Below are 19750 nucleotides of genomic sequence, written 5' to 3'. Positions count from 1 at the left end.
GATGGGGTGGCGCGTTTTGCCCGCTGCCCGACACACAAAGGATTGCTGCAATGAAATCACTTACCCGTGCCGTGGTAATCGGCAAAACCGCCTACCGTTATGCCTTGCTGCCGATGGTGGCACAATCCGTAAAAAATCGTGGATTGCGCCGCGTGTTGGTACGTTTGCCGCAGTCGCCTGACTATGCAGACCAGCCCTTGCCCGTGCGCCTGCGTTTGGCATTGGAAAGTTTAGGACCGATTTTTGTCAAGTTGGGGCAGGTGTTATCTACCCGCCCCGATTTATTGCCGCCCGATTACGCCCTTGAGCTGGCAAAGCTGCAAGACCGCGTACCGCCGTTTGATGCGGGTTTGGCGCGGCGGCAGATTGAAAACGCATTCGGCAAACCGATTGACGAATTGTATGCCGAATTTGACGAAACGCCTGTTTCTGCCGCATCGGTGGCGCAGGTGCATCGTGCTGTACTGCATTCGGGTGAAACGGTGGCGGTAAAAGTTTTGCGCCCCAATCTTGCCCCTGTAATTGAACAGGATTTGGCGTTAATGAAATTGGCAGCAGCGTGTTTAGAACGCTTGTTTGCGGATGGCAAACGCCTGAAACCGCGTGAAGTGGTGGCGGAATTTGACAAACATCTGCACGATGAACTGGACTTGCTGCGCGAAGCCGCCAACGCCAGCCAGCTGCGGCGCAATTTTGCCAATAGCGAACAACTGATTGTCCCCCAAGTTTATTTTGACCTGTGCGCCCGCGATGTGCTGACGATGGAATGGATGAACGGCACGCCCGTTTCCGACATTGCCACTTTACGCGCCCAAAACATTGATTTGCAGCAATTGGCGCGTTTTGGCGTGGAAATTTTCTTTACCCAAGTGTTCCGACACGGTTTTTTTCATGCCGATATGCACCCCGGTAATATTTTGGTGGCGGCAGACGGGCGTTATATTGCGCTGGATTTCGGCATTGTCGGCAGCCTGACCGATTACGACAAACGCTATTTAGCGATTAATTTTCTGGCATTTTTTAACCGCGATTACCATCGCGTTGCCACTGCCCACATTGAAAGCGGCTGGGTACCCGCCGACACCCGCGCCGAAGATTTGGAAGCAGCGGTGCGTGCCGTGTGCGAACCCTTTTTTAACAAACCTTTAGCAGAAATTTCATTTGGGCTGGTGTTGATGCGCCTGTTTGAAACCAGCCGCCGTTTTAATGTAGAAATTCAGCCGCAACTGGTGCTGCTGCAAAAAACCCTGTTAAATATTGAAGGCTTGGGACGGCAGCTTGACCCGCAATTGGATTTGTGGGACACCGCCAAACCGTTTTTGGTGAAATGGATGGACGAACAAATCGGCGTGCGTGCGTTTTGGCATCATTTAAAGCAGGAATCGGCGGACTGGGCGGAAATTTTGCCTGCCTTGCCGCGTAAACTGCATGCTTTGGTGGACGAAGCCCGTCAGCAGGAAATGCGCGATGCCTATCTTGCCCTGATTCGCAGTCAGCAACGACAAAACCTGTTTTTGGGCTTGATTGCTTTGATTTTATTGTTGATGCTGTTGTTTAAATAGTATTTCTTTGTTAATCTTGTAACTCGATTTAATATTTTATTGGGAGTTGTAAAAAGTGGATTTTATAAAGTTACTAGGGGTAATGTTTAGTGGAATAAATTTGGTTTTCACATTGATTTTGATAGTTGTTTTTAGTTCTTCAATTTGGAAAACTTATAATGGAAAACAAACTAAATTTACTCAAGCTGCCCCAACTTTATTAACATCTATCGGTATTTTTGGGACATTCTTTGGTATTGTGCTTTCATTACTCGATTTCGATGGAATAGATAATATTAAACAGCAGCTTAACGTTATTATTTCTGGGATGCAAACAGCGTTTGTTACCAGTGTAACGGGTTTGGGTTTGTCTGTTTTGTTAAAGGTTATTTCGTTGTTTCAATCAGATGGAGATAGTGATGATGATATCGGCTCAGAAGAATTAATAGAAAAATTTATTAAGCAAGCCGATAATACAGAAAAAATGGCTTTGTTGTTGAATAAATTGGCACGTTCTATTGTTCAAGATAATGAAAACAGCATTTTGGGTCAAGTACGTCTTTTGCGTGTACAGTTAATAGATAAACAAATTAATAATCAAAAGCTCCTTGAAACACAAGTTGAGTCGTTGCAAAAAATATTTGACTGGACTCAACAGTCTTATAAAGAAAAGCAGCAATTTGAAGAGAAGCTTTGGGTTGCAATGGCAAATATTACTGAGTCGTTGCAAAAAATATTTGATTGGACTCAACAGTCTTATAAAGAAAAGCAGCAATTTGAAGAGAAGCTTTGGGTTGAAATGGCAAATATTACTGAAACATTAGCTAAATCGGCAACCGAAACTATTATTAAGGCTTTAAAAGATGTCATCAGTGATTTTAATCAGAATTTAACTGAACAATTTGGTGAGAATTTTAAAGAATTGAATCAAGCTGTTTTTAAATTGGTTGAATGGCAGGAAAATTATAAACATCAATTATTGGACATGACCGAACAATATAAATTGGGTGTGCAAGCAGTAAATGGTACGCGAGAATCGGTTCAAAGCATTGAACTTGCTGCATCGGCTATCCCTCAACATATGGATAAACTGTCAGCAATTATTGCATATAATCAAAACCAGCTGAATGAACTGGGAAGGCATTTGCAAGCGTTTGCCGATATTAAGGATGCAGCTGTGGCGGCTTTGCCAGAAATTCAAGAACATATTACATTGGTGTTGAATAATATGAATAATGGCAGCATGAATGTAGAGAATGCAATGAGAAATGCTGCTACGGAATTCCAAACTCAAACTTCAATCTGTTTGCAAGGTTTGGCAGATATGTCTAGGGCAATTGAGCAGGATACATTACGAATTCATAGTAAGTTAGAAGAAGTAGTAAGCAGTATCGAACAGATTAAACAAGGAATGGAAAAATGGCTGCAGAATTTGGAATCTGCGATTAAGCAGGTGCAGAAAACATTTGAACAGTCATTATCCGAAATGACTGAAGAGCAGAAACGTTTCTTTAGAAAACAAATGGCTGATGTGGAAGCTACTTATGAAAAAATGAAAGATGGTATTTATCACTTATTCAAAGAAACACAAGATGAGATTTACCGATTATTGAAAGAAACGCAAGAAAATATGCATAAACGTCAAGAAGAATCCATTCGAGATATGGGTAAATCATTGGTTAGCATTACACGAGAATTTGAAAAAGATTATAAGCATTTAACCGAACAGATGGGGAAAGTTTCCCGTACTATTGGGGGAGAAGGGATAAGATAAATGAGCTTGAATAAAATCTTGAACCAGTTTAAAGACAATAAAGAAAATGATGATTCCCAGTGGATGCCTGTGTCAGATTTAATGTCTGGCTTAATGATTTTATTTATGTTTATTGCGATTAGTTTGATTTTGCAAGTACGCAATACAGCTGAAAAATATCAAGATGTACAGCAATCCATTTATCAGGCGTTAGTAGCGGAGTTTGAAAAAGATTTAAACCAAATGGGAGCAGAAATTGACCCAAAAACTTTAACATTTGTGTTTAAATCGCCTGAAATTCTATTTGAAACAGGGCAATCTGCATTGCGTCCCAATTATCAGCATACCTTGAATAATTTTTTCCCCCGTTATATCCGTGTGGTGAACAAATATAAAGATTATATTGCAGAAGTACGTATTGAAGGGCATACCAGCAGCGAATGGACGGTAGGGGTAAACAGTGATGTGGCATATTTTGAAAATATGCGTTTATCTCAAGACCGAACGCGTGCCGTATTGCATTATGTTTATTCTATTCCAAGTGTGGCTCAATATCGTCCTTGGATTAAAGAAAATTTGGCTGCTGTCGGGTTATCTTCTGCTAAAACTATTAAGCATCAAAATGGTGTAGAAGATAAAGAGCAATCTAAACGGGTAACGTTTCGGATTATTACCAATGCTGATGAGCAATTGCAAAAAATTACAGGTGAACTGAAATGAGTATAGAAGATGTACTGGCAGAATTGAGAGAACTGGCACAAGGAATGACGGGTAAAAAGGAGTTGCTTGAATTTCAATTGCAGCCTGTGGAGTTGGAGGAAATCCGTCAATTAGGTACAAGAGAAGGATTGGTAGTTGATATTACTAGTTCTGATTTAACTATTTGTCCAACAACAGGGATATTTCTGTATAAGGGACAACATATTTTATTGTTTATTCCTGACCATTCCTATGCTAATAAGTTTGAAAAGGTAGTTTCGGGTGAGGATTTAGGTAATAGATTTCATTTGTGTGATTGCTCAACAATTTATAAAATGATGGAGAGTAATCGTTTTCAACGTTATAAGGCAACTAATAATACGGAAGGTATTTTTCCTATTGTAGGAAGTAATGGACACCAAAAAGCTGATGTGGCTTTGAAAGTGTGTAAAAATTGTTTGTATAAACTGAATTATCAGAATTATGCGGAAGAAAATACTTCAGTACGGTTGAGAACTTTTGACAATTTTCATTTAGATGAGTTCTTTAAAGCAAATCATACAAAATTTGAACAAATACCTGAAGATATTGGACAGGATAAAGCGGGTTATCCTGATAATTGGAAAGAGATTTCCCGGCAATATCGGGAAAGTGTGAAGTGGTGTTGTGAAGATTGTGGATTAAATTTGGCACAGCATCGGTATTTATTAGATGTACACCACAGGAATGGTGCGAAGCATGATTGTCGTATTGGTAATTTACGGGCATTATGCAAGGAATGTCATACCAAGCAACCTGTTCACGGGCATTATCGCAGGGTCGCAGCAAAAGGTGTAGCAGAGTGTCGGAATTTAAGGAAATGGCAGCAGGCGCAGTGGCACTGTCGTGATGAATAATGAAAAAACCTTGTTTCTATTTGAGAAACAAGGTTTTTATTTTTAGTGATTTACCACATAGTGCCAAAACGCAGCGAAGCACGGGGCCAGCCGTACAGTTCGTCATAAATGCGGCGGCGTTTTTGCAATTCGCTTTCGGTGCGCTCGTATTCGGAAATGGGATAAGTGCCTTTAATCAGGATTTCGCGTCCCACGTTTTGAATATCGCGGTGTCCTGTAAACGCCATGGTTACATCCATTTCTTTATACAGGATTTCCAAAGCACGGGTAACGCCTTCTTGCCCATATGCGCCCAAACCGTACAGGAACGCGCGACCAATCATCACGCCACGCGCACCCAAAGCCCATGCTTTCAAAATATCCTGACCGCTGCGGATGCCGCTGTCCAACCAAATTTCGGTTTGTCCGTTTACCGCGCTGACAATATCGGGCAGGGCAAGAATGGACGACAATGCGCCGTCTAACTGACGACCGCCGTGGTTGGAAACCACAATCGCATCGGCACCATGTTTGACTGCCATTTCGGCATCTTCGGGGTCCATAATGCCTTTGATAATCAGTTTGCCACCCCACAAATCTTTAATGCGTGCCACATCGTCCCAACTCAAGCTGGGGTCAAACTGCTCTGCCGTCCAAGAAGACAGGGAAGACAAATCGCCTACGTTTTGCGCGTGTCCGACAATATTGCGGAAAGTGTGGCGTTCGGTGTTAAGCATTTTCAAGCACCATTCGGGTTTCAATGCCAGATTGAGCAGGTTGGGAATGGTGGGTTTGGGCGGGGCAGACAAGCCGTTTTTGATGTCTTTGTGGCGTTGTCCCAAAACCTGCAAATCGGCAGTCAGCACCAAGGCGGAACATTTGGCGGCTTGGGCGCGGCGAATCAGATTTTCCATAAAGGCGCGGTCGCGCATCACATACAGCTGAAACCAAAACGGCGATGTGGTGTTTTGTGCCACGTCTTCAATCGAGCAGATGGACATGGTGGACAGGGTGAACGGTACGCCGAATTTTTCGGCGGCGCGGGCAGCAAGGATTTCGCCGTCGGCGCACATCATGCCTGTAAAACCTGTGGGGGCAATCGCCAAGGGCATTTTCACATCATGCCCAATCATTTGCGTGGCTAAAGAGCGACCTTCCATATTGGTCAGCACTTTTTGGCGCAGCTTGATGGGGGCGAAATCGGTGGTGTTTTGATGGTAGGTGCTTTGTGTCCAAGAGCCTGAATCGACATAGTCGTAAAACATTTTCGGCACTTTGCGCTTGGCAACGCGGCGCAAATCTTCGATACAGGTCATTTTGCTTAAATCGGATTTCATCACAATTCCTTTTCGGTAGGAAACTTCTTGCTTTGGGAAGAAGTTTTGGGCTGTTGGGCTTGCGGTTGGCGCAAATTTTAGCATTATAACCCGCGCCATGCGGTTTTCCAATGTTTTTGCCGCTAGGGGAAACAGGGCAGACGGTGCAGGGGCAGGGCAGCGGCATCTTGGGGGGAAAGACGTGGCGTGGTGTGTGCAAAAGGCCAACGGATGCCGATGTCGGGGTCGTTCCACAAGAGGGCGTGTTGGGATGGGGGGTGGTAGTAATCGGTACAGCGGTAGTGGCAGATAACTTGGCGGGTGAGGGCGTAAAAGCCGTGGGCGAAACCTTCTGGAATCCACAGCATACGGCGGTTTTGTGCGGAAAGTATCGTACCGTACCATTGCCCGAAAGTGGGCGAGTGGCGGCGCAAATCCACAGCCACATCAAACAAACGCCCGTAAACGGCGCTGACGAGTTTGCCCTGCGGGTGGGGAAGCTGGTAATGCAGTCCGCGCAATACGCCGCGTTGGGAATGTGATAGGTTGTCTTGCACAAACTGCACGGGGGCGATGTGCTGTTCAAACCATGCTTGGCGGTAGGTTTCGCTAAAGCTGCCACGGCTGTCGCGGTGAATCTGGGGTTCAAGCAGCAGCAGGTCGGGCAGGGGGGTGGGGATAATGTTCATCAAGTTTCCTTTTCGGTTTGAAAACCTGCTGTTTATGGCGGTAAAATAAGCGTTTGTTCGGGCAGGGTAATCCTGTCCGAATCAGGATAATACATAGGGCTGCGCTTTATGTGTTGTCCTGTGTGTTGAAACATGATGGGGTGTCGGTGGAATTTGCCAAGCAGCGGGCGAGGGCGTGTTGCCAGTCGCAGGGGGGAATGCCGAAGGTGCGGGTGATTTTGTCGCTATTTAGGCGCGATTGGACGGGGCGCGGGGCGGGGCTGGGATAGTCGGCGGCGGCGATGGGGTGAATTTGGGGCAAACGGGTTAGCAGGCGTTGGCGCAAGGCAGCTTGGCACAGGCTTTGCGCCAAACCAAACCAAGAAGTATGTGTTGCGCCTGCGTAGTGGTACACGCCGTAGGGCAGCGATTCGGGGGCGGAAAGGGAGCGTTGTGCGATACGGCAGACAGCGGCGGCAACGTCGCCTGCGTAGGTGGGCGAGCCGAAGCGGTCGGCGATTACGTTTAAATGTTGATGTTGTCGGGCTTGTGTGAGTATGGCATGGACAAAGCCGCTGTGGTGGTCAAACACCCATGCGGTACGGATAATCAGGTGGTGTGGACAGTAACGGGCAATCAGTTGTTCGCCTGCCAGCTTGCTGCTGCCGTAGCGGTTGAGCGGGGCGGGTGGGTCGTATTCGCGGTAGGGACGGTTTTGGTTGCCGTCAAAAACATAATCGGTAGAAAGGTGTATCAGCACGGCACCAAGGGCGTGTGCGGCTTGGGCGAGATGGGCTGCGCCTTGGGCGTTGGCGGCAAAGGCGGCTTCGGGCTGGTGTTCGGCTTCATCGACACGGGTAAACGCGGCGGCGTTGATGATGATGTGCGGGCTGACGGCAGCGGCGGTGCGCCACACGGCGGCGCGGTTGGCGATGTCGGTGTCGTGGCGGGTGGTGGCAATCAGGCGGACGTGCGGGGCAAGCAAACGCGCGATGTGTCGTCCGATTTGCCCGTTTGCGCCCGTGAGCCACACGGTGGGAACAGCAGGATAAATCATGATGTTAGCGATGTGGCAGAACGGCACAGTTGCGCCAAATAATCACCATAAGCCGTTTGTGCGTGACGGCGGGCAGCGGCGGCAAGTCCGTCTGTGGACAGCCAACCCTTGCGCCACGCGATTTCTTCCAAACAGGCAATATAATTTTGCTGCGCCTGCTGCACCGTCCGCACAAACGCCGATGCCTGATGCAGACTTTCGGGCGTACCCGCATCCAACCACACAAAACCGCGCCCCAAAGTTTGTACCCGCAACAAACCTTCCTGCAAATACAAGCGGTTTAAATCGGTAATTTCCAATTCGCCGCGTGCTGACGGGCGCAACGAACGCACTTTGTCGGCAACGCCGCCATCGTAAAAATACAGCCCCGCCACCGCCCAATCCGACACAGGCTGGACAGGTTTTTCCTGCAAATCCCGCGCCTGCCCCGTTTCGTCAAACGACACCACACCAAAACGCTGTGGGTCTGGCACTTGCTTGGCAAACACCGTTGCCCCGTGCGTGTTCGCCGCCGCTGCTTGTAATGCCCCGCCGAATCCCGCCCCGTAAAACACATTGTCGCCCAACACCAAACACACCGCTTCCCCCGCACAAAACGTCTCGCCTATGGTCAATGCCTGCGCCAAACCGTCAGGACGCTGCTGCACCGCATACGATAATTGAATGCCAAAATCCGCCCCCGTTCCCAACAAACGCCTAAATACCCCCACATCTTGCGCCGTGCTAATCAGCAGAATCTCGCGGATACCCGCCAGCATCAGCACCGACAAAGGATAATAAATCATCGGTTTATCATAGACAGGCAATAAGTGTTTAGACACCCCGAAGGTGGTGGGAAACAGCCGCGAACCCGTTCCGCCCGCCAGTAAAATACCTTTCATCAACATTCCTTTTCGGTTGGCAATCGGCAACGCCGCGCCGTTTCTTTTTGCGCCGTTTTGCCGTATGATGCGCCCTTTGTGGTATCAATTAAGATTTTGTAATGATAAACGATTTTGACGACATGGAAGAAAACGTGCTGGTGTTGGACGTGCCTGTGGCTTTGGCGGGACAGCGTTTGGACGCCGCACTTGCCAAATTATTGCCCGACTACTCGCGCAGCCGCATCAGCACTTGGATTAAAGACGGTGCTGTGATGCTCAACCAAGCCCCCGCCGCGCCCAAACACAAACTCATCGGCGGCGAGACCATTACCGTAACCGTACCAAACGACCCAGCCGAACAGGCTTTTGCCCCCGAAGCCATGGATTTGAACATTGTTTACGAAGACGATGCCGTGCTGGTGTTGGACAAACCTGCGGGTTTGGTGGTGCATCCTGCTGCGGGTAATTGGTCGGGTACGCTGTTAAACGGTTTGTTGGCGCATTGTCCTGCCTTGGCAAACGTACCGCGTGCAGGCATTGTGCATCGTTTGGACAAAGACACCAGCGGTTTGATGGTGGTGGCGAAAACCCTGCCCGCGCAAAACCATTTGGTCAAACAACTGCAAGCGCGTAGTGTCAAACGCATTTACCGCGCTGTGGCAGACGGGATTGTGCCGTTTGACGGCAAAATTGAAACCCAAATCGGGCGCGACCCGCACAACCGCACCAAAATGGCAGTAGTCAAATTTGGCGGCAAAGACGCGCTCACGCATGTGAAAGTATTGGAACGCTACCGCGCCCACAGCTATATTGAATGTGCTTTGGAAACAGGACGTACCCACCAAATCCGCGTGCATATGCGCGAAGCCAAACACCCTTTGGCGGGCGATCCCGTTTACGGTAATCCGCGCCACCCCGCTTCCCCCGCTGTGAAAGAAGCGGTAAAAGGTTTGGCACGTCAGGCATTACACGCCTACCGTTTGCGTTTTATCCATCCGAATACGGGCGAAGAAGTGGCGTTTGAAGCGCCTTTGCCTGCGGATATGTACTATCTGCTGTCGGTGCTGCGCCACGAGTGCGGCATGGATTCGCCGTTTGGTGCTGCGCCTGTGGATGAGGACGACGATTGGAACGAAGACGATTACGATGTGGAAGTGGTGTACGCCCGTCCTTAATCCTTAATCGCGGGTTTGCGCTGCTTCCAAAGTGTTTTCCAGCAAACCTGCAATCGTCATCGGACCAACCCCCCCCGGAACGGGGGTAATCATGGCGGCGCGTTGTTTGGCAACTTCAAATTCCACATCGCCGCACAAGCTGCCGTCAGGCAAACGGTTGATGCCCACGTCAATCACCACTGCGCCTTCACGAATCCAGTCGCCGCGAATCAGATGGGGTTTGCCCACGGCGGCCACCAAAATATCCGCCGCCGCCACTTCCTGCGCCAGATTTTGCGTAAAACGGTGGCACACCGTTACCGTTGCGCCTGCCAGCATCATTTCCAATGCCAAAGGTCGTCCGACAATATTGGATGCGCCCACAATCACTACTTTTTGCCCTTTGGGATTGATGTCGTAAGCGCGAAGCAGGGTCATAATGCCTTTGGGCGTGCAGGGGCGCAGCAGCGGTTTGCGTACCGCCAGCCGTCCCACATTATAGGGGTGGAAACCGTCCACGTCTTTATCGGCGCGGATGCGTTCCAAAATGTTTTGGCTGTTGATTTGCGGCGGCAGCGGCAGTTGCACCAAAATACCGTCCACGGCAGGATTGTCGTTTAGTTCATCAATCAGTGCCAACAAATCGGCTTCGCTGGTGTTGGTAGGCAGTTCGTAGGAAAACGATTCCAAACCCGCTTGTTGGCAGGCGTGGTTTTTATTGCGGACATAAACGGCGCTGGCAGGATCGTCGCCCACCAGCACCACCGCCAAACCGGGGACGCGCAAGCCTTGGGCGCGGCGTTGGGCAACGGCATCGGCAACAGCTTTCAAACATTGTTGTGAAACGGCTTTTCCATCAATAATTTGTGCAGACATGGTTTTGTGTTCTCGTCAAACGGGGCAAAAAGGGCGCATTTTACGCCAAATAGCTGCCACTGTGGCGGATTCAGCGCGTTTGCCAACCGCCCAAATGCCCCACCAGTTCCAACAGCATTTCCGACAGGCTTTGCGCCATCAAAATTTGCGAAGCAAACGCCAAAGCGGGCGCATCGTCGCCGTGTTGTTGCGCCTCTTCCTGAAGTACATCAAGGTATTGCACCCGTTTCAAGGTAAAATCTGCCGTTAAAATAAAGGCAATTTGGTCGCGCCACACCAAACCCAGTTGGGTCACGCTTTTGCCGTTTTTAACGTGCTGTATCACTTCGTCTGCGGTCAAATCCTGTTTGGCAACTTTGACCACCGCCGCTGCTTCGCCCTGTCCGCGCAATTCGCAATCGCGGTCCAGTTCAAAACCGCCTGCCGCTGCGCCTTGCAGCAGCCAATCGGTCATCAGCGCAGCGGGCGAAAGCTGTGTGTTCGGCAAACGCACTTCCAAACCGCCCAAGGCTTCACGCAGCTTGGTAAGCAGGTTTTCAGCGCGGTTGGCAGAAGCATTGTTAACAAACAAAAAACCGTGGCGGGTGTCGCAAACGGCGTGAACGCGGCTGCTGCGGGTAAAGGCGCGGGGCAGTAAATCATCGGTAATTTGTTCTTTAAGCTGCTGTTTTTCCTTGCGCCCAACCGTGCGCCCTTCGGTGTTTTGAATCTCGCTAACTTTTTCGTCCAAAATATCGCGAATCACGCCTGCGGGTAACACTTTTTCCGATTTTTTCAGGGCAACGCCCCAAGTAAAATCCGCTGCAAACACGTTTTCGGGCGAAAACGGCTGCGGCGGCGCAAAGCCTTCACTAAACCAATCCAGCCCTTGTACAGGGCGGAACGCGGCGGCGTTTAATTTGTCTGCCAATGTGTCCAGATTGGGCAAGGTGTCGGGGCTGACGGGGTAAAAGCTGATTTGTTTAAACCACATGGATTGTTGCTTTCGGTTGATGTTGAAATGTTCTTGAGCTGACTTCCCCCCTGTTTACGGGGGGGCTGGGGTGGAGAAATAGATTTTGTGGTTTCCCCCACCCTAACCCTCCCCCAGTAGTGGGGGGAGGGGATATGGTAAAGTTTAATCCGTTCCTTTGGCGCGGTTTTCGTGGAACTGCGCTTGCCAATCAGTAAACTTACCTTGCTCAATGGCTTCGCGCATTTCCGCCATAATCACCTGATAAAAATGCAGATTGTGAATAGTGTTTAATTGTGCGCCCAAAATCTCGCCAGCGCGGTGCAAGTGGTAAAGATAAGCACGGCTAAAGTTTTGGCAGGCATAGCAGGAACAGCTTTCGTCCAAAGGACGGGTGTCGTGTTTGTGTTTGGCGTTTTTGATTTTGATGTCGCCAAAACGGGTAAACAACCAGCCGTTGCGGGCGTTGCGGGTGGGCATCACGCAGTCAAACATATCCACGCCGTGCGCCACGCCGTACACCAAATCTTCGGGCGTACCCACGCCCATCAGGTAATGCGGTTTGTGTGCAGGCAGCATCGGTCCGACCGCGCGTAACATGCGGTACATTTCGGGCTTGGGTTCGCCCACCGACAAACCGCCGATTGCCAGTCCGGGAAAATCCAATTCTTCCAAACCGCGCAGCGATTCTTCGCGCAAATCTTCATACATCGCGCCTTGCACAATCCCAAACAAGGCATTGGGGTTACGCAAATCTTCAAACGCGGTTTTGGAACGTTCCGCCCAACGCAAACTCATTTGCAGCGACTGCCGCGCCTGCTGGTGTGTGGCTTCACCAGGGGTGCATTCGTCCAACTGCATCACAATATCGGAATTTAAAACCGTTTGGATTTTCATGGAAATTTCGGGCGAGAGAAACAGCTTGTCGCCGTTAATCGGGCTTTTAAAGGTACAGCCTTCTTCGGTGAGCTTACGCATTTCTGCCAGCGAAAACACTTGAAAACCGCCCGAATCGGTCAAAATCGGTTTGTCCCAGCCGATAAACTGGTGCAGTCCGCCAAAGCGTTCAATCACGTCCAAACCGGGGCGCAGCCACAAATGATAGGTGTTGCCGAGAATAATTTGCGCCTTGATGTCGTGTAGGTTTTGCGGGGTCATGGCTTTCACCGAGCCGTAAGTGCCAACGGGCATAAACACAGGCGTTTCCACCGTGCCGTGGTTCAGTTCCAAGGTGCCGCGCCGTGCGTGTCCGTCTGTTTTGTGTAGGGTAAATTTCAGCATAAGTATTCCGAAGGATTGTGTATTTTCAGGCTGCCTGAAACTTAAAATTCCTTATTATTTAAAGGGTAGTTTTTAGGTGCGATATATTGTTTTTTGCCTGCATGATAAGGCACGGTAAACGTTTGGTTACGGTATTGTTTGCGCCCGTCAAATCCCGATACGCTTATTTGCAAAGGATAAAAACCCTTAATGGTCTTGCCGCTTTTAGCAATTTTGATGGTAGATGACAAGTCGTGCAAACTGTTTAAGCATTCGCGTCTTTCGGCGGCATTGGCTTTTCTCCCTTGACGGTTTAAGCGGCAATCGCCCAATGCGCCGCTATTGTCCGCCGCGCTTGCAATCAAACTTCTGCCGATGCTTTGACCGCCGTCATAATGAAATAATACATACGCGCTGCCGGCATAGCCTTGATGCACATCGCTGTGCCGAGTCATAAAGCCCCATTTGTCCTGCCCAAACTGATGAAATGACCAGTCTTTTGCCGCTGGTGCGTTACCAAATGCGCCCGCCCAACTTTCAGGCAGCGCAGCCGCCAACTGCCAATCATTTTCTGCTTTTTGTTTTAACACAAACACTCCGGCAAAACCCGAATCCGCATGAGAGCCGTTTTCCTCGCCATTGGTAAAATCCAATTTACTGCCCGCAAACAGCAAATGCATCTGCTTACCTTGCGCGGTTTGGCGGGTTTCGCTTTTGATTTGACGTACGCAGTATTCACCGCCCAACTGCTTATCGCTTACACGATAACATTGGTATTCATTTGAATATTTTGGATAAAATTTTTGCACAATCTGCTGCGGCGTTTGTGCGTAAACTGCCGATACAGACAGCAGGCAAGCGATAGACAAAAATCCCTTTATCATCATAATCAACCTTAAAGCCGTAAAAACCGTGCGCGATTATAACGGGTTTTGCCCATAAACAGAATTTGCGCCCGCGTGCTTGTAAATCCAGCCTGTTTTCCCTATAATGCAACGTTTAACAGGCACGTAGCTCAGTTGGTTAGAGCACCACCTTGACATGGTGGGGGTCGTTGGTTCGATTCCAATCGTGCCTACCAAAAAGTTTATTGAATTTACAAGAAACCGTCTGCATTTAGCAGATGTGTGTTTAACCACCCAAAAAAACAACAAAGGTTTCGCGAATCTTTGTTGTTTATTTGTATGTAAGCTATTTTTAAGCAAACGATAACAATATCCTGATGGAGTTTTTATTATGATTAACATTACTTTGCCCGACGGCTCAATCCGCCAATACCCCGCCCCCGTTACCGTGGCGCAAATCGCCGCGTCTATCGGCACAGGTTTGGCGAAAGCCACGGTGGCGGGCAAAGTAAACGGCGTACTGGTGGATGCCTGCGACCCGATTCACAGCGATGCCACCGTACAAATCATTACCCCCAAAGACCCCGAAGGCGTGGACATTATCCGCCACTCTTGCGCCCACTTGGTCGGACATGCCGTCAAGCAGCTTTATCCCGATGCCAAAATGGTGATTGGCCCTGTGATTGAAGACGGTTTTTATTACGATATTGCTACTGATAAACCGTTTACCCCTGAAGATGTTGCCGCCATTGAAGCGCGTATGAAAGAGCTGATTGCGCAAGATTACGATGTGGTGAAAGTGATGACCCCGCGCGCGCAAACCATTGAAACCTTTAGCAGCCGTGGCGAAGAATACAAGTTGCGCCTGATTGACGATATGCCCGAAGTAGAAGCGATGGGCTTGTATCATCATCAGGAATATGTGGATATGTGCCGCGGTCCGCACGTTCCCAATACCCGTTTTCTCAAGCATTTTAAATTAACCAAATTAGCGGGCGCATACTGGCGCGGCGACAGCAATAATGAAATGCTGCAACGCATTTACGGCACGGCTTGGGCAAGCAAAGACGACCTGAAAGCCTATATCCAACGCATTGAAGAAGCAGAAAAACGCGACCACCGCAAATTAGGCAAACAACTGGATTTGTTCCACTTGCAAGACGAAGCCCCTGGTATGGTGTTTTGGCATCCACGCGGTTGGACGCTGTGGCAGATTATTGAGCAGTATATGCGCCGCCAGTTGGATGCGGCAGGCTACCGCGAAGTGAAAACCCCGCAAATTCTGGATAAGGCTTTTTGGGAAAAATCAGGGCATTGGGAAAACTATAAAGACAATATGTTTACCACCCAATCGGAAAAACGCGAATATGCCGTTAAGCCGATGAATTGCCCCGGACATGTGCAGATTTTCAATCACGGGCTGCGTTCCTACCGCGATTTGCCGATGCGTTTGGCAGAATTTGGTTCTTGCCACCGCAACGAGCCCAGCGGTGCGCTGCACGGTTTGATGCGTGTGCGCGGTTTTGTGCAGGACGATGCGCATATTTTCTGTACCGAAGAGCAAATTACCGCCGAAGCGCGTGATTTCAATGAATTGGTGATGAAGGTTTACCGCCAATTCGGTTTTGAAAACGTTAGTGTTAAGTTGTCCTTGCGCCCCGAAAAACGCGCAGGCAGCGATGAAATTTGGGACAAAGCGGAACAGGGTTTGCGTGATGCTTTGACCGCGTGCAATATTGAATGGGAAGAATTACCCGGTGAAGGCGCGTTTTACGGTCCGAAAGTGGAATACCATATTAAAGATGCTTTGGGACGTTCTTGGCAGTGCGGCACGATTCAGCTGGATTTTGTGCTGCCCGAACGCCTGAACGCCGAATATGTAACCGAAGACAACGGTCGCGCCCGTCCTGTGATGCTGCACCGCGCCATTCTCGGCTCGCTGGAACGCTTTATCGGTATTTTGATTGAAGAATATGCAGGTTCGTTCCCCTTGTGGCTGGCACCCGTACAAATGGTGGTGATGAATATTACCGAAAAACAAGCGGATTACTGCCGCGAAGTGACGGCTAAACTTCAGGCTGCGGGCTTCCGCGTGGAACTGGATTTGCGTAACGAGAAAATCGGCTACAAAATCCGTGACAACAGCCAATACCGCTATCCTTATCAAATTGTTGTCGGCGAAAAAGAAAAAGAAAACGGACAAGTGGCGGTGCGCCGCAAAGCCGAAGATTTAGGCAGTTTGAGCGTGGATGAATTTATCGCCAAATTGCAGGAAGAATTGGCACAATCGTTTGTTTGATTTTCAGGTTGTCTGAAAACACAAAATACTGACCCCGACACGTTCCCGCTTATCAACGTGTTGTTATCTTAAAACCTTTTATAGGAGCATTCATCATCGCACAAGAACGCGAAGCACGAATCAACGGCGAAATCACCGCCAAAGAAGTGCGTTTAATCAGTGGTACCGGCGAACAGCTGGGCGTGGTATCGGTCAAAGAAGCCTTGGCAATGGCGGGCGAACAGGACGTGGATTTGGTGGAAATTTCCCCCACCGCCAAGCCGCCCGTGTGCAAGCTGATGGATTACGGCAAGTTTAAATACGAGCAGTCCAAAAAACGCGACGAAGCCAAGAAAAAACAAAAACAGGTGCAAATCAAAGAAATCAAGTTCCGCCCCGGAACGGATGACGGCGATTACAACATCAAAATGCGCAATATCGTGCGCTTTTTGGAAGATGGCGACAAGGTAAAAGTTACCCTGCGTTTCCGTGGTCGCGAGATGGCGCACCAGCAGCTGGGTGCAAAATTGCTGGAACGGGTAAAAGAAGACCTGATTGAAGTCGGCACGGTGGAGCAGTTTCCGAAAATGGAAGGCCGTCAGATGGTGATGATGGTTGCACCCAAGAAAAAATAAGCCTATAATGGCGTGTTTGCCTGATAACGCTGCTGCGGGCAAATGTGTTTGATGTTGAAACAGCGGCATAAAAGCGTGGTATCGGGTTTTAAGTATTGCTTGGCAATCGCCTTATACCTTATCCAATATTTATGGAGTTTTCCCATGCCTAAAATGAAAACCAAGTCGGGCGCGAAAAAGCGCTTTAAAGTACTGGGTAACGGCGGTGTAAAACGCGCTCATGCGTTTAAGCGTCATATCCTGACCAAAAAAACCACCAAAACCAAACGCCAATTGCGCGGCACCACCATGGTGAACGAACGTGATTTGGCTTCTATTGCCAAAATGTTGCCCTACGCTTAAAGGAGTTTAGACTATGCCTCGCGTAAAACGCGGTGTTACCGCCCGTGCCCGTCATAAAAAAGTCATCGCTTTAGCCAAAGGCTATCGCGGTCGTCGTAAAAACGTCTATCGCGTTGCCAAGCAAGCGGTAATGAAAGCCGGTCAATACGCTTATCGTGACCGCCGCCAACGCAAACGCCAATTCCGTCAATTGTGGATTGCCCGTATCAATGCGGGTGCGCGTTTGAACGGTTTGTCTTACAGCAAATTTATGAACGGTCTGAAACGTGCTGCCATTGAGCTGGATCGCAAAGTATTGGCTGATTTGGCGGTATTTGACAAAGCGGCATTTGCACAATTGGTTGAAAAAGCCAAAGCTGCTTTGGCTGCATAAGATAAAAACAGCTTTTGGGCTTTGCCTGAAAAGTTGTCTGCAAACAGGAAATTCATTAGGGTTTCCTGTTTGTTTTTTTATTTATTGGGGTTGGCGATAAACGGATTGCCGTGGCGGTCGTAGCTGCGTATAACAGTGTGTGCAGGGCGTGCGTGCCATTGGTGCAGTTGTTCGCGGCGCAGGCGCATGGGGTCGGTGCGTTTGTTGCCGCCCATGCCGTAAAAATCTTGTACGGTATAATCGCGGGCGTGGGTGTGTAAAATGCGGCGGATGTAGCCGCCTTTTACGGGTGCATCAACCACTTCGCCGTTGGCATCAAAGTATAATTCGTTAAAGGGCAGAGGTTGAGAGGTGGCGCAAGCACTTAAACACAGTGCCAAGCAGTAAGCTGTGTGTTTCATATTGGGGAAAGGCTATCGGTGGATAGGGGAAACATTATATAATAAAGCAAAATAGGGTGCAGTATGGCAAAATTGTGGTGGAAACTTTTTGATATATCGTGATTTTTGATTTAAAATATCATTAAGCAGCCGTATAAATGGTGCTTGTTATACAATAACATATTGGTTTGAAATAATGGAAACGGTTTTTTTGCCTGATGAAGTCGCAGCAGTGCAGTTTGCCCGTGAATGGGCGGATTGTTTGACTGCGCCTTGTGTGGTGTATCTGTTGGGTGATTTGGGCGCGGGTAAAACCACTTTTGCGCGGGGTTTACTGCGTGGCATGGGTTATGATGGGGCAGTAAAAAGCCCGACTTATGCTTTGGTGGAAAGCTATGCTTTTCCTGATAAAACCGTTCATCATTTTGATTTATACCGTTTTTCGTCCCCTGATGAATGGGACGATGCGGGTTTGGGCGAATTGTTTGTGTCCGATAGTATTGGTTTAATCGAGTGGCCGCAGCAGGGGCGGGGTTTTGTGCCTGCGGCGGATTTGATTTTTGAATTTTCTGTGTGCGGGCAGGGGCGCAATTGCACCGTGTCGGCACAGAGCGAAACGGGTAAACGGAGTGTGGATTTATGGCAAAATTAAGCCGACGTTTGTTGTTGGGTGCTTCGGCAGGTGGTTTGTTGGTAATGGCATTGGGCAGCCGTGCGGCGGGCAACCGTTTTTTGGCGGTACGCATTGCTTCGGGCAGCGGCTACACCCGTGTCAGCTTGGAATCGGACGATAAAGTCCGTTATAAATATTTTATGCTGGAAAATCCCTACCGCTTGGTGGTGGATGTGGAAGATGCGGATTTAAACGCTGTTTTAAGCAATATGGCTGGCAAACTTCCGCCCAACGACCCGTATATCGCCAATATTCGCACCGCGCAAAAAGACAGCAAAACCGTGCGCATTGTGTTTGATTTGAAACGGCGCGTGTTGCCCAAAGTATTCGGTTTGCAGCCTGAAGGCAATGTCAAACACCGTTTGGTAGTGGATTTGTACCCCGTGGCGGGGACGGCTGCCAAAACGGGTAGCGACCCGATTCAGACATTTTGGCAAAACCGAAAGAAAAATCAAGAAGCTAAAGATTATGCAGAAAATACGCCAACCGTGAAGCGCGGACATCGTCCTTTGGTGATGTTAGACCCCGGACACGGCGGTAAAGACCCCGGTGCAACAGGGCGTTCCGGTTTGCGTGAAAAAGACGTGGTACTGCACATTGCCAAAGAAACCAAAAAACGTTTGGAATCGATGGGTTATCAGGTGGTTTTAACGCGCAATAACGATACGTTTATCCCTGTGTTGGCACGTCCGATGCTGGCACGGCGGGCAAAAGCCGATGTGTTTGTGTCGATTCATGCCGATTCCGTGCCGAATCCCGAACCACGCGGCGGCGGTGTGTATGTGCTGAACCAAAAAGGTGCCAGTGATGAAGCATCGCGTTTATTGGCGGAAAGCGAAAATGCAGCGGGCAGCGACATCGGCGGGGTGCAAATCAGCAACGCCAATAAAGATGTCAATCAGGTGCTGATGAATATGGTGCAAACGCAAACCATTAACGACAGCAAACGCTTGGCGCGATTGATGTTAAACCATTTGGCGAAGCACAACCGCACCAAAAACCAAGTCAATTTCGCCAATTTCGGCGTGTTGCGTGCGCCCGAAATCCCCGCCGTGCTGGTGGAAACCGCGTTTTTGTCCAATCCGCAAGATGAAGCCCTGTTAAGCAGCAGCGAATTCCGCCGCAAAATCGCCCATGCCATTGCCGAAGGCATACGCCAATATTTGGGCGCGGCGGTGTTGGCACGACGCTGATGCTGCTGTAAGGTGTT

General features: G+C 49.1%; 20 protein-coding genes and 1 tRNA gene. 12 read left to right on the top strand and 9 right to left on the bottom strand.

Annotated features, from left to right (window positions below; translation table 11 throughout):
• Window positions 1-50: 50 nt before the first annotated feature.
• Genes ubiB through H3L98_RS08535 form a run of 4 tightly spaced genes read left to right on the top strand, consistent with a single transcriptional unit; the run spans window position 51 to window position 4889 of the window.
• Window positions 51-1562, top strand: a complete 1512-nt coding sequence (ubiB, locus tag H3L98_RS08550; RefSeq protein WP_027021649.1) for a ubiquinone biosynthesis regulatory protein kinase UbiB — start codon at window positions 51-53, stop codon at window positions 1560-1562.
• A 55-nt stretch (window positions 1563-1617) separates the two neighbouring features.
• On the top strand, window positions 1618-3315 hold the full coding sequence (locus tag H3L98_RS08545; protein ID WP_169733454.1) for a MotA/TolQ/ExbB proton channel family protein: 1698 nt from the start codon (window positions 1618-1620) through the stop codon (window positions 3313-3315).
• The gene (locus H3L98_RS08540; RefSeq protein WP_211247094.1) at window positions 3316-4014 is read left to right on the top strand and encodes an OmpA/MotB family protein; all 699 of its coding nucleotides are present in this window, start codon (window positions 3316-3318) and stop codon (window positions 4012-4014) included.
• Window positions 4011-4889, top strand: coding sequence for an HNH endonuclease (locus H3L98_RS08535; RefSeq protein WP_051532006.1), 879 nt, complete (start codon window positions 4011-4013; stop codon window positions 4887-4889). The genes H3L98_RS08540 and H3L98_RS08535 overlap by 4 nt, the downstream gene beginning before the upstream one ends.
• Window positions 4890-4939: 50 nt before the next feature.
• Here H3L98_RS08535 and H3L98_RS08530 read toward each other — a convergent pair whose 3' ends face one another.
• From H3L98_RS08530 to rfbA, 4 genes are all read right to left on the bottom strand, one after another.
• The gene (locus H3L98_RS08530; RefSeq protein WP_034333099.1) at window positions 4940-6205 is read right to left on the bottom strand and encodes an alpha-hydroxy acid oxidase; all 1266 of its coding nucleotides are present in this window, start codon (window positions 6203-6205) and stop codon (window positions 4940-4942) included.
• Between the two features lie 122 nt (window positions 6206-6327).
• Window positions 6328-6873 (bottom strand): dTDP-4-dehydrorhamnose 3,5-epimerase, encoded by a 546-nt coding sequence (rfbC, locus tag H3L98_RS08525; protein WP_027021646.1) that lies wholly within the window; start codon window positions 6871-6873, stop codon window positions 6328-6330.
• Window positions 6874-6979: 106 nt separating this feature from the next.
• Window positions 6980-7909 (bottom strand): dTDP-4-dehydrorhamnose reductase, encoded by a 930-nt coding sequence (rfbD, locus tag H3L98_RS08520; RefSeq protein ID WP_051532005.1) that lies wholly within the window; start codon window positions 7907-7909, stop codon window positions 6980-6982.
• A complete protein-coding gene (gene rfbA / locus H3L98_RS08515; protein WP_027021645.1) occupies window positions 7906-8790 on the bottom strand; it encodes a glucose-1-phosphate thymidylyltransferase RfbA in 885 nt (294 codons plus the stop codon). The genes rfbD and rfbA overlap by 4 nt, the downstream gene beginning before the upstream one ends.
• 101 nt (window positions 8791-8891) lie before the next feature.
• On the opposite strand from rfbA, the gene rluD reads away from it, so the two are divergent.
• Window positions 8892-9947 (top strand): 23S rRNA pseudouridine(1911/1915/1917) synthase RluD, encoded by a 1056-nt coding sequence (rluD, locus tag H3L98_RS08510; RefSeq protein ID WP_034333096.1) that lies wholly within the window; start codon window positions 8892-8894, stop codon window positions 9945-9947.
• 3 nt (window positions 9948-9950) lie between these two features.
• Here rluD and folD read toward each other — a convergent pair whose 3' ends face one another.
• From folD to H3L98_RS08490, 4 genes are all read right to left on the bottom strand, one after another.
• Window positions 9951-10802, bottom strand: coding sequence for a bifunctional methylenetetrahydrofolate dehydrogenase/methenyltetrahydrofolate cyclohydrolase FolD (folD, locus tag H3L98_RS08505; RefSeq protein ID WP_027021643.1), 852 nt, complete (start codon window positions 10800-10802; stop codon window positions 9951-9953).
• A 70-nt stretch (window positions 10803-10872) separates the two neighbouring features.
• The gene (locus tag H3L98_RS08500; RefSeq protein ID WP_027021642.1) at window positions 10873-11775 is read right to left on the bottom strand and encodes a recombination-associated protein RdgC; all 903 of its coding nucleotides are present in this window, start codon (window positions 11773-11775) and stop codon (window positions 10873-10875) included.
• A gap of 144 nt (window positions 11776-11919) precedes the next feature.
• Window positions 11920-13035, bottom strand: coding sequence for a tRNA guanosine(34) transglycosylase Tgt (tgt, locus tag H3L98_RS08495; RefSeq protein WP_027021641.1), 1116 nt, complete (start codon window positions 13033-13035; stop codon window positions 11920-11922).
• 41 nt (window positions 13036-13076) lie between these two features.
• Window positions 13077-13901: a hypothetical protein gene (locus H3L98_RS08490; RefSeq protein WP_246327806.1), complete on the bottom strand. Its 825-nt coding sequence runs from the start codon at window positions 13899-13901 to the stop codon at window positions 13077-13079.
• Between the two features lie 117 nt (window positions 13902-14018).
• Between H3L98_RS08490 and H3L98_RS08485 the strand changes: the two genes are divergently transcribed.
• The 5 genes from H3L98_RS08485 to rplT all read left to right on the top strand — a co-directional run bounded on the left by H3L98_RS08485 (window position 14019) and on the right by rplT (window position 17487).
• A tRNA-Val gene (locus tag H3L98_RS08485) sits at window positions 14019-14095 on the top strand.
• 155 nt (window positions 14096-14250) lie between these two features.
• Complete coding sequence (gene thrS / locus H3L98_RS08480; RefSeq protein ID WP_027021639.1) at window positions 14251-16158, top strand: threonine--tRNA ligase; 1908 nt, start codon at window positions 14251-14253, stop codon at window positions 16156-16158.
• Window positions 16159-16250: 92 nt separating this feature from the next.
• Window positions 16251-16772, top strand: coding sequence for a translation initiation factor IF-3 (gene infC, locus H3L98_RS08475; protein WP_084481843.1), 522 nt, complete (start codon window positions 16251-16253; stop codon window positions 16770-16772).
• A gap of 144 nt (window positions 16773-16916) precedes the next feature.
• Complete coding sequence (gene rpmI / locus H3L98_RS08470) at window positions 16917-17114, top strand: 50S ribosomal protein L35 (RefSeq protein ID WP_027021637.1); 198 nt, start codon at window positions 16917-16919, stop codon at window positions 17112-17114.
• A 13-nt stretch (window positions 17115-17127) separates the two neighbouring features.
• A complete protein-coding gene (gene rplT / locus H3L98_RS08465) occupies window positions 17128-17487 on the top strand; it encodes a 50S ribosomal protein L20 (protein ID WP_027021636.1) in 360 nt (119 codons plus the stop codon).
• A 77-nt stretch (window positions 17488-17564) separates the two neighbouring features.
• On the opposite strand, the gene H3L98_RS08460 is transcribed toward rplT, so the two are convergent.
• Window positions 17565-17888, bottom strand: coding sequence for a hypothetical protein (locus tag H3L98_RS08460; protein ID WP_051532004.1), 324 nt, complete (start codon window positions 17886-17888; stop codon window positions 17565-17567).
• Window positions 17889-18063: 175 nt separating this feature from the next.
• On the opposite strand from H3L98_RS08460, the gene tsaE reads away from it, so the two are divergent.
• On the top strand, window positions 18064-18519 hold the full coding sequence (tsaE, locus tag H3L98_RS08455) for a tRNA (adenosine(37)-N6)-threonylcarbamoyltransferase complex ATPase subunit type 1 TsaE (RefSeq protein WP_034333094.1): 456 nt from the start codon (window positions 18064-18066) through the stop codon (window positions 18517-18519).
• Window positions 18507-19733, top strand: a complete 1227-nt coding sequence (locus H3L98_RS08450) for an N-acetylmuramoyl-L-alanine amidase (RefSeq protein ID WP_027021634.1) — start codon at window positions 18507-18509, stop codon at window positions 19731-19733. The genes tsaE and H3L98_RS08450 overlap by 13 nt, the downstream gene beginning before the upstream one ends.
• Window positions 19734-19750 lie beyond the last annotated feature (17 nt).

It is taken from the genome of Conchiformibius steedae (assembly GCF_014054725.1).
Lineage (GTDB): Bacteria > Pseudomonadota > Gammaproteobacteria > Burkholderiales > Neisseriaceae > Conchiformibius > Conchiformibius steedae.
This window is presented reverse-complemented; position numbering and strand designations above follow the sequence as displayed.

Coding starts and splice junctions, on each gene's coding strand:
- ubiB (WP_027021649.1), top strand. CDS start 51: ATGAAATCACTTACCCGTGCCGTGGTAATCGGCAAAACCGCCTACCGT.
- H3L98_RS08540 (WP_211247094.1), top strand. CDS start 3,316: ATGAGCTTGAATAAAATCTTGAACCAGTTTAAAGACAATAAAGAAAAT.
- H3L98_RS08535 (WP_051532006.1), top strand. CDS start 4,011: ATGAGTATAGAAGATGTACTGGCAGAATTGAGAGAACTGGCACAAGGA.
- H3L98_RS08530 (WP_034333099.1), bottom strand. CDS start 6,205: ATGAAATCCGATTTAAGCAAAATGACCTGTATCGAAGATTTGCGCCGC.
- rfbC (WP_027021646.1), bottom strand. CDS start 6,873: ATGAACATTATCCCCACCCCCCTGCCCGACCTGCTGCTGCTTGAACCC.
- rfbD (WP_051532005.1), bottom strand. CDS start 7,909: ATGATTTATCCTGCTGTTCCCACCGTGTGGCTCACGGGCGCAAACGGG.
- rfbA (WP_027021645.1), bottom strand. CDS start 8,790: ATGAAAGGTATTTTACTGGCGGGCGGAACGGGTTCGCGGCTGTTTCCC.
- rluD (WP_034333096.1), top strand. CDS start 8,892: ATGATAAACGATTTTGACGACATGGAAGAAAACGTGCTGGTGTTGGAC.
- folD (WP_027021643.1), bottom strand. CDS start 10,802: ATGTCTGCACAAATTATTGATGGAAAAGCCGTTTCACAACAATGTTTG.
- H3L98_RS08500 (WP_027021642.1), bottom strand. CDS start 11,775: ATGTGGTTTAAACAAATCAGCTTTTACCCCGTCAGCCCCGACACCTTG.
- tgt (WP_027021641.1), bottom strand. CDS start 13,035: ATGCTGAAATTTACCCTACACAAAACAGACGGACACGCACGGCGCGGC.
- H3L98_RS08490 (WP_246327806.1), bottom strand. CDS start 13,901: ATGATGATAAAGGGATTTTTGTCTATCGCTTGCCTGCTGTCTGTATCG.
- thrS (WP_027021639.1), top strand. CDS start 14,251: ATGATTAACATTACTTTGCCCGACGGCTCAATCCGCCAATACCCCGCC.
- rpmI (WP_027021637.1), top strand. CDS start 16,917: ATGCCTAAAATGAAAACCAAGTCGGGCGCGAAAAAGCGCTTTAAAGTA.
- rplT (WP_027021636.1), top strand. CDS start 17,128: ATGCCTCGCGTAAAACGCGGTGTTACCGCCCGTGCCCGTCATAAAAAA.
- H3L98_RS08460 (WP_051532004.1), bottom strand. CDS start 17,888: ATGAAACACACAGCTTACTGCTTGGCACTGTGTTTAAGTGCTTGCGCC.
- tsaE (WP_034333094.1), top strand. CDS start 18,064: ATGGAAACGGTTTTTTTGCCTGATGAAGTCGCAGCAGTGCAGTTTGCC.
- H3L98_RS08450 (WP_027021634.1), top strand. CDS start 18,507: ATGGCAAAATTAAGCCGACGTTTGTTGTTGGGTGCTTCGGCAGGTGGT.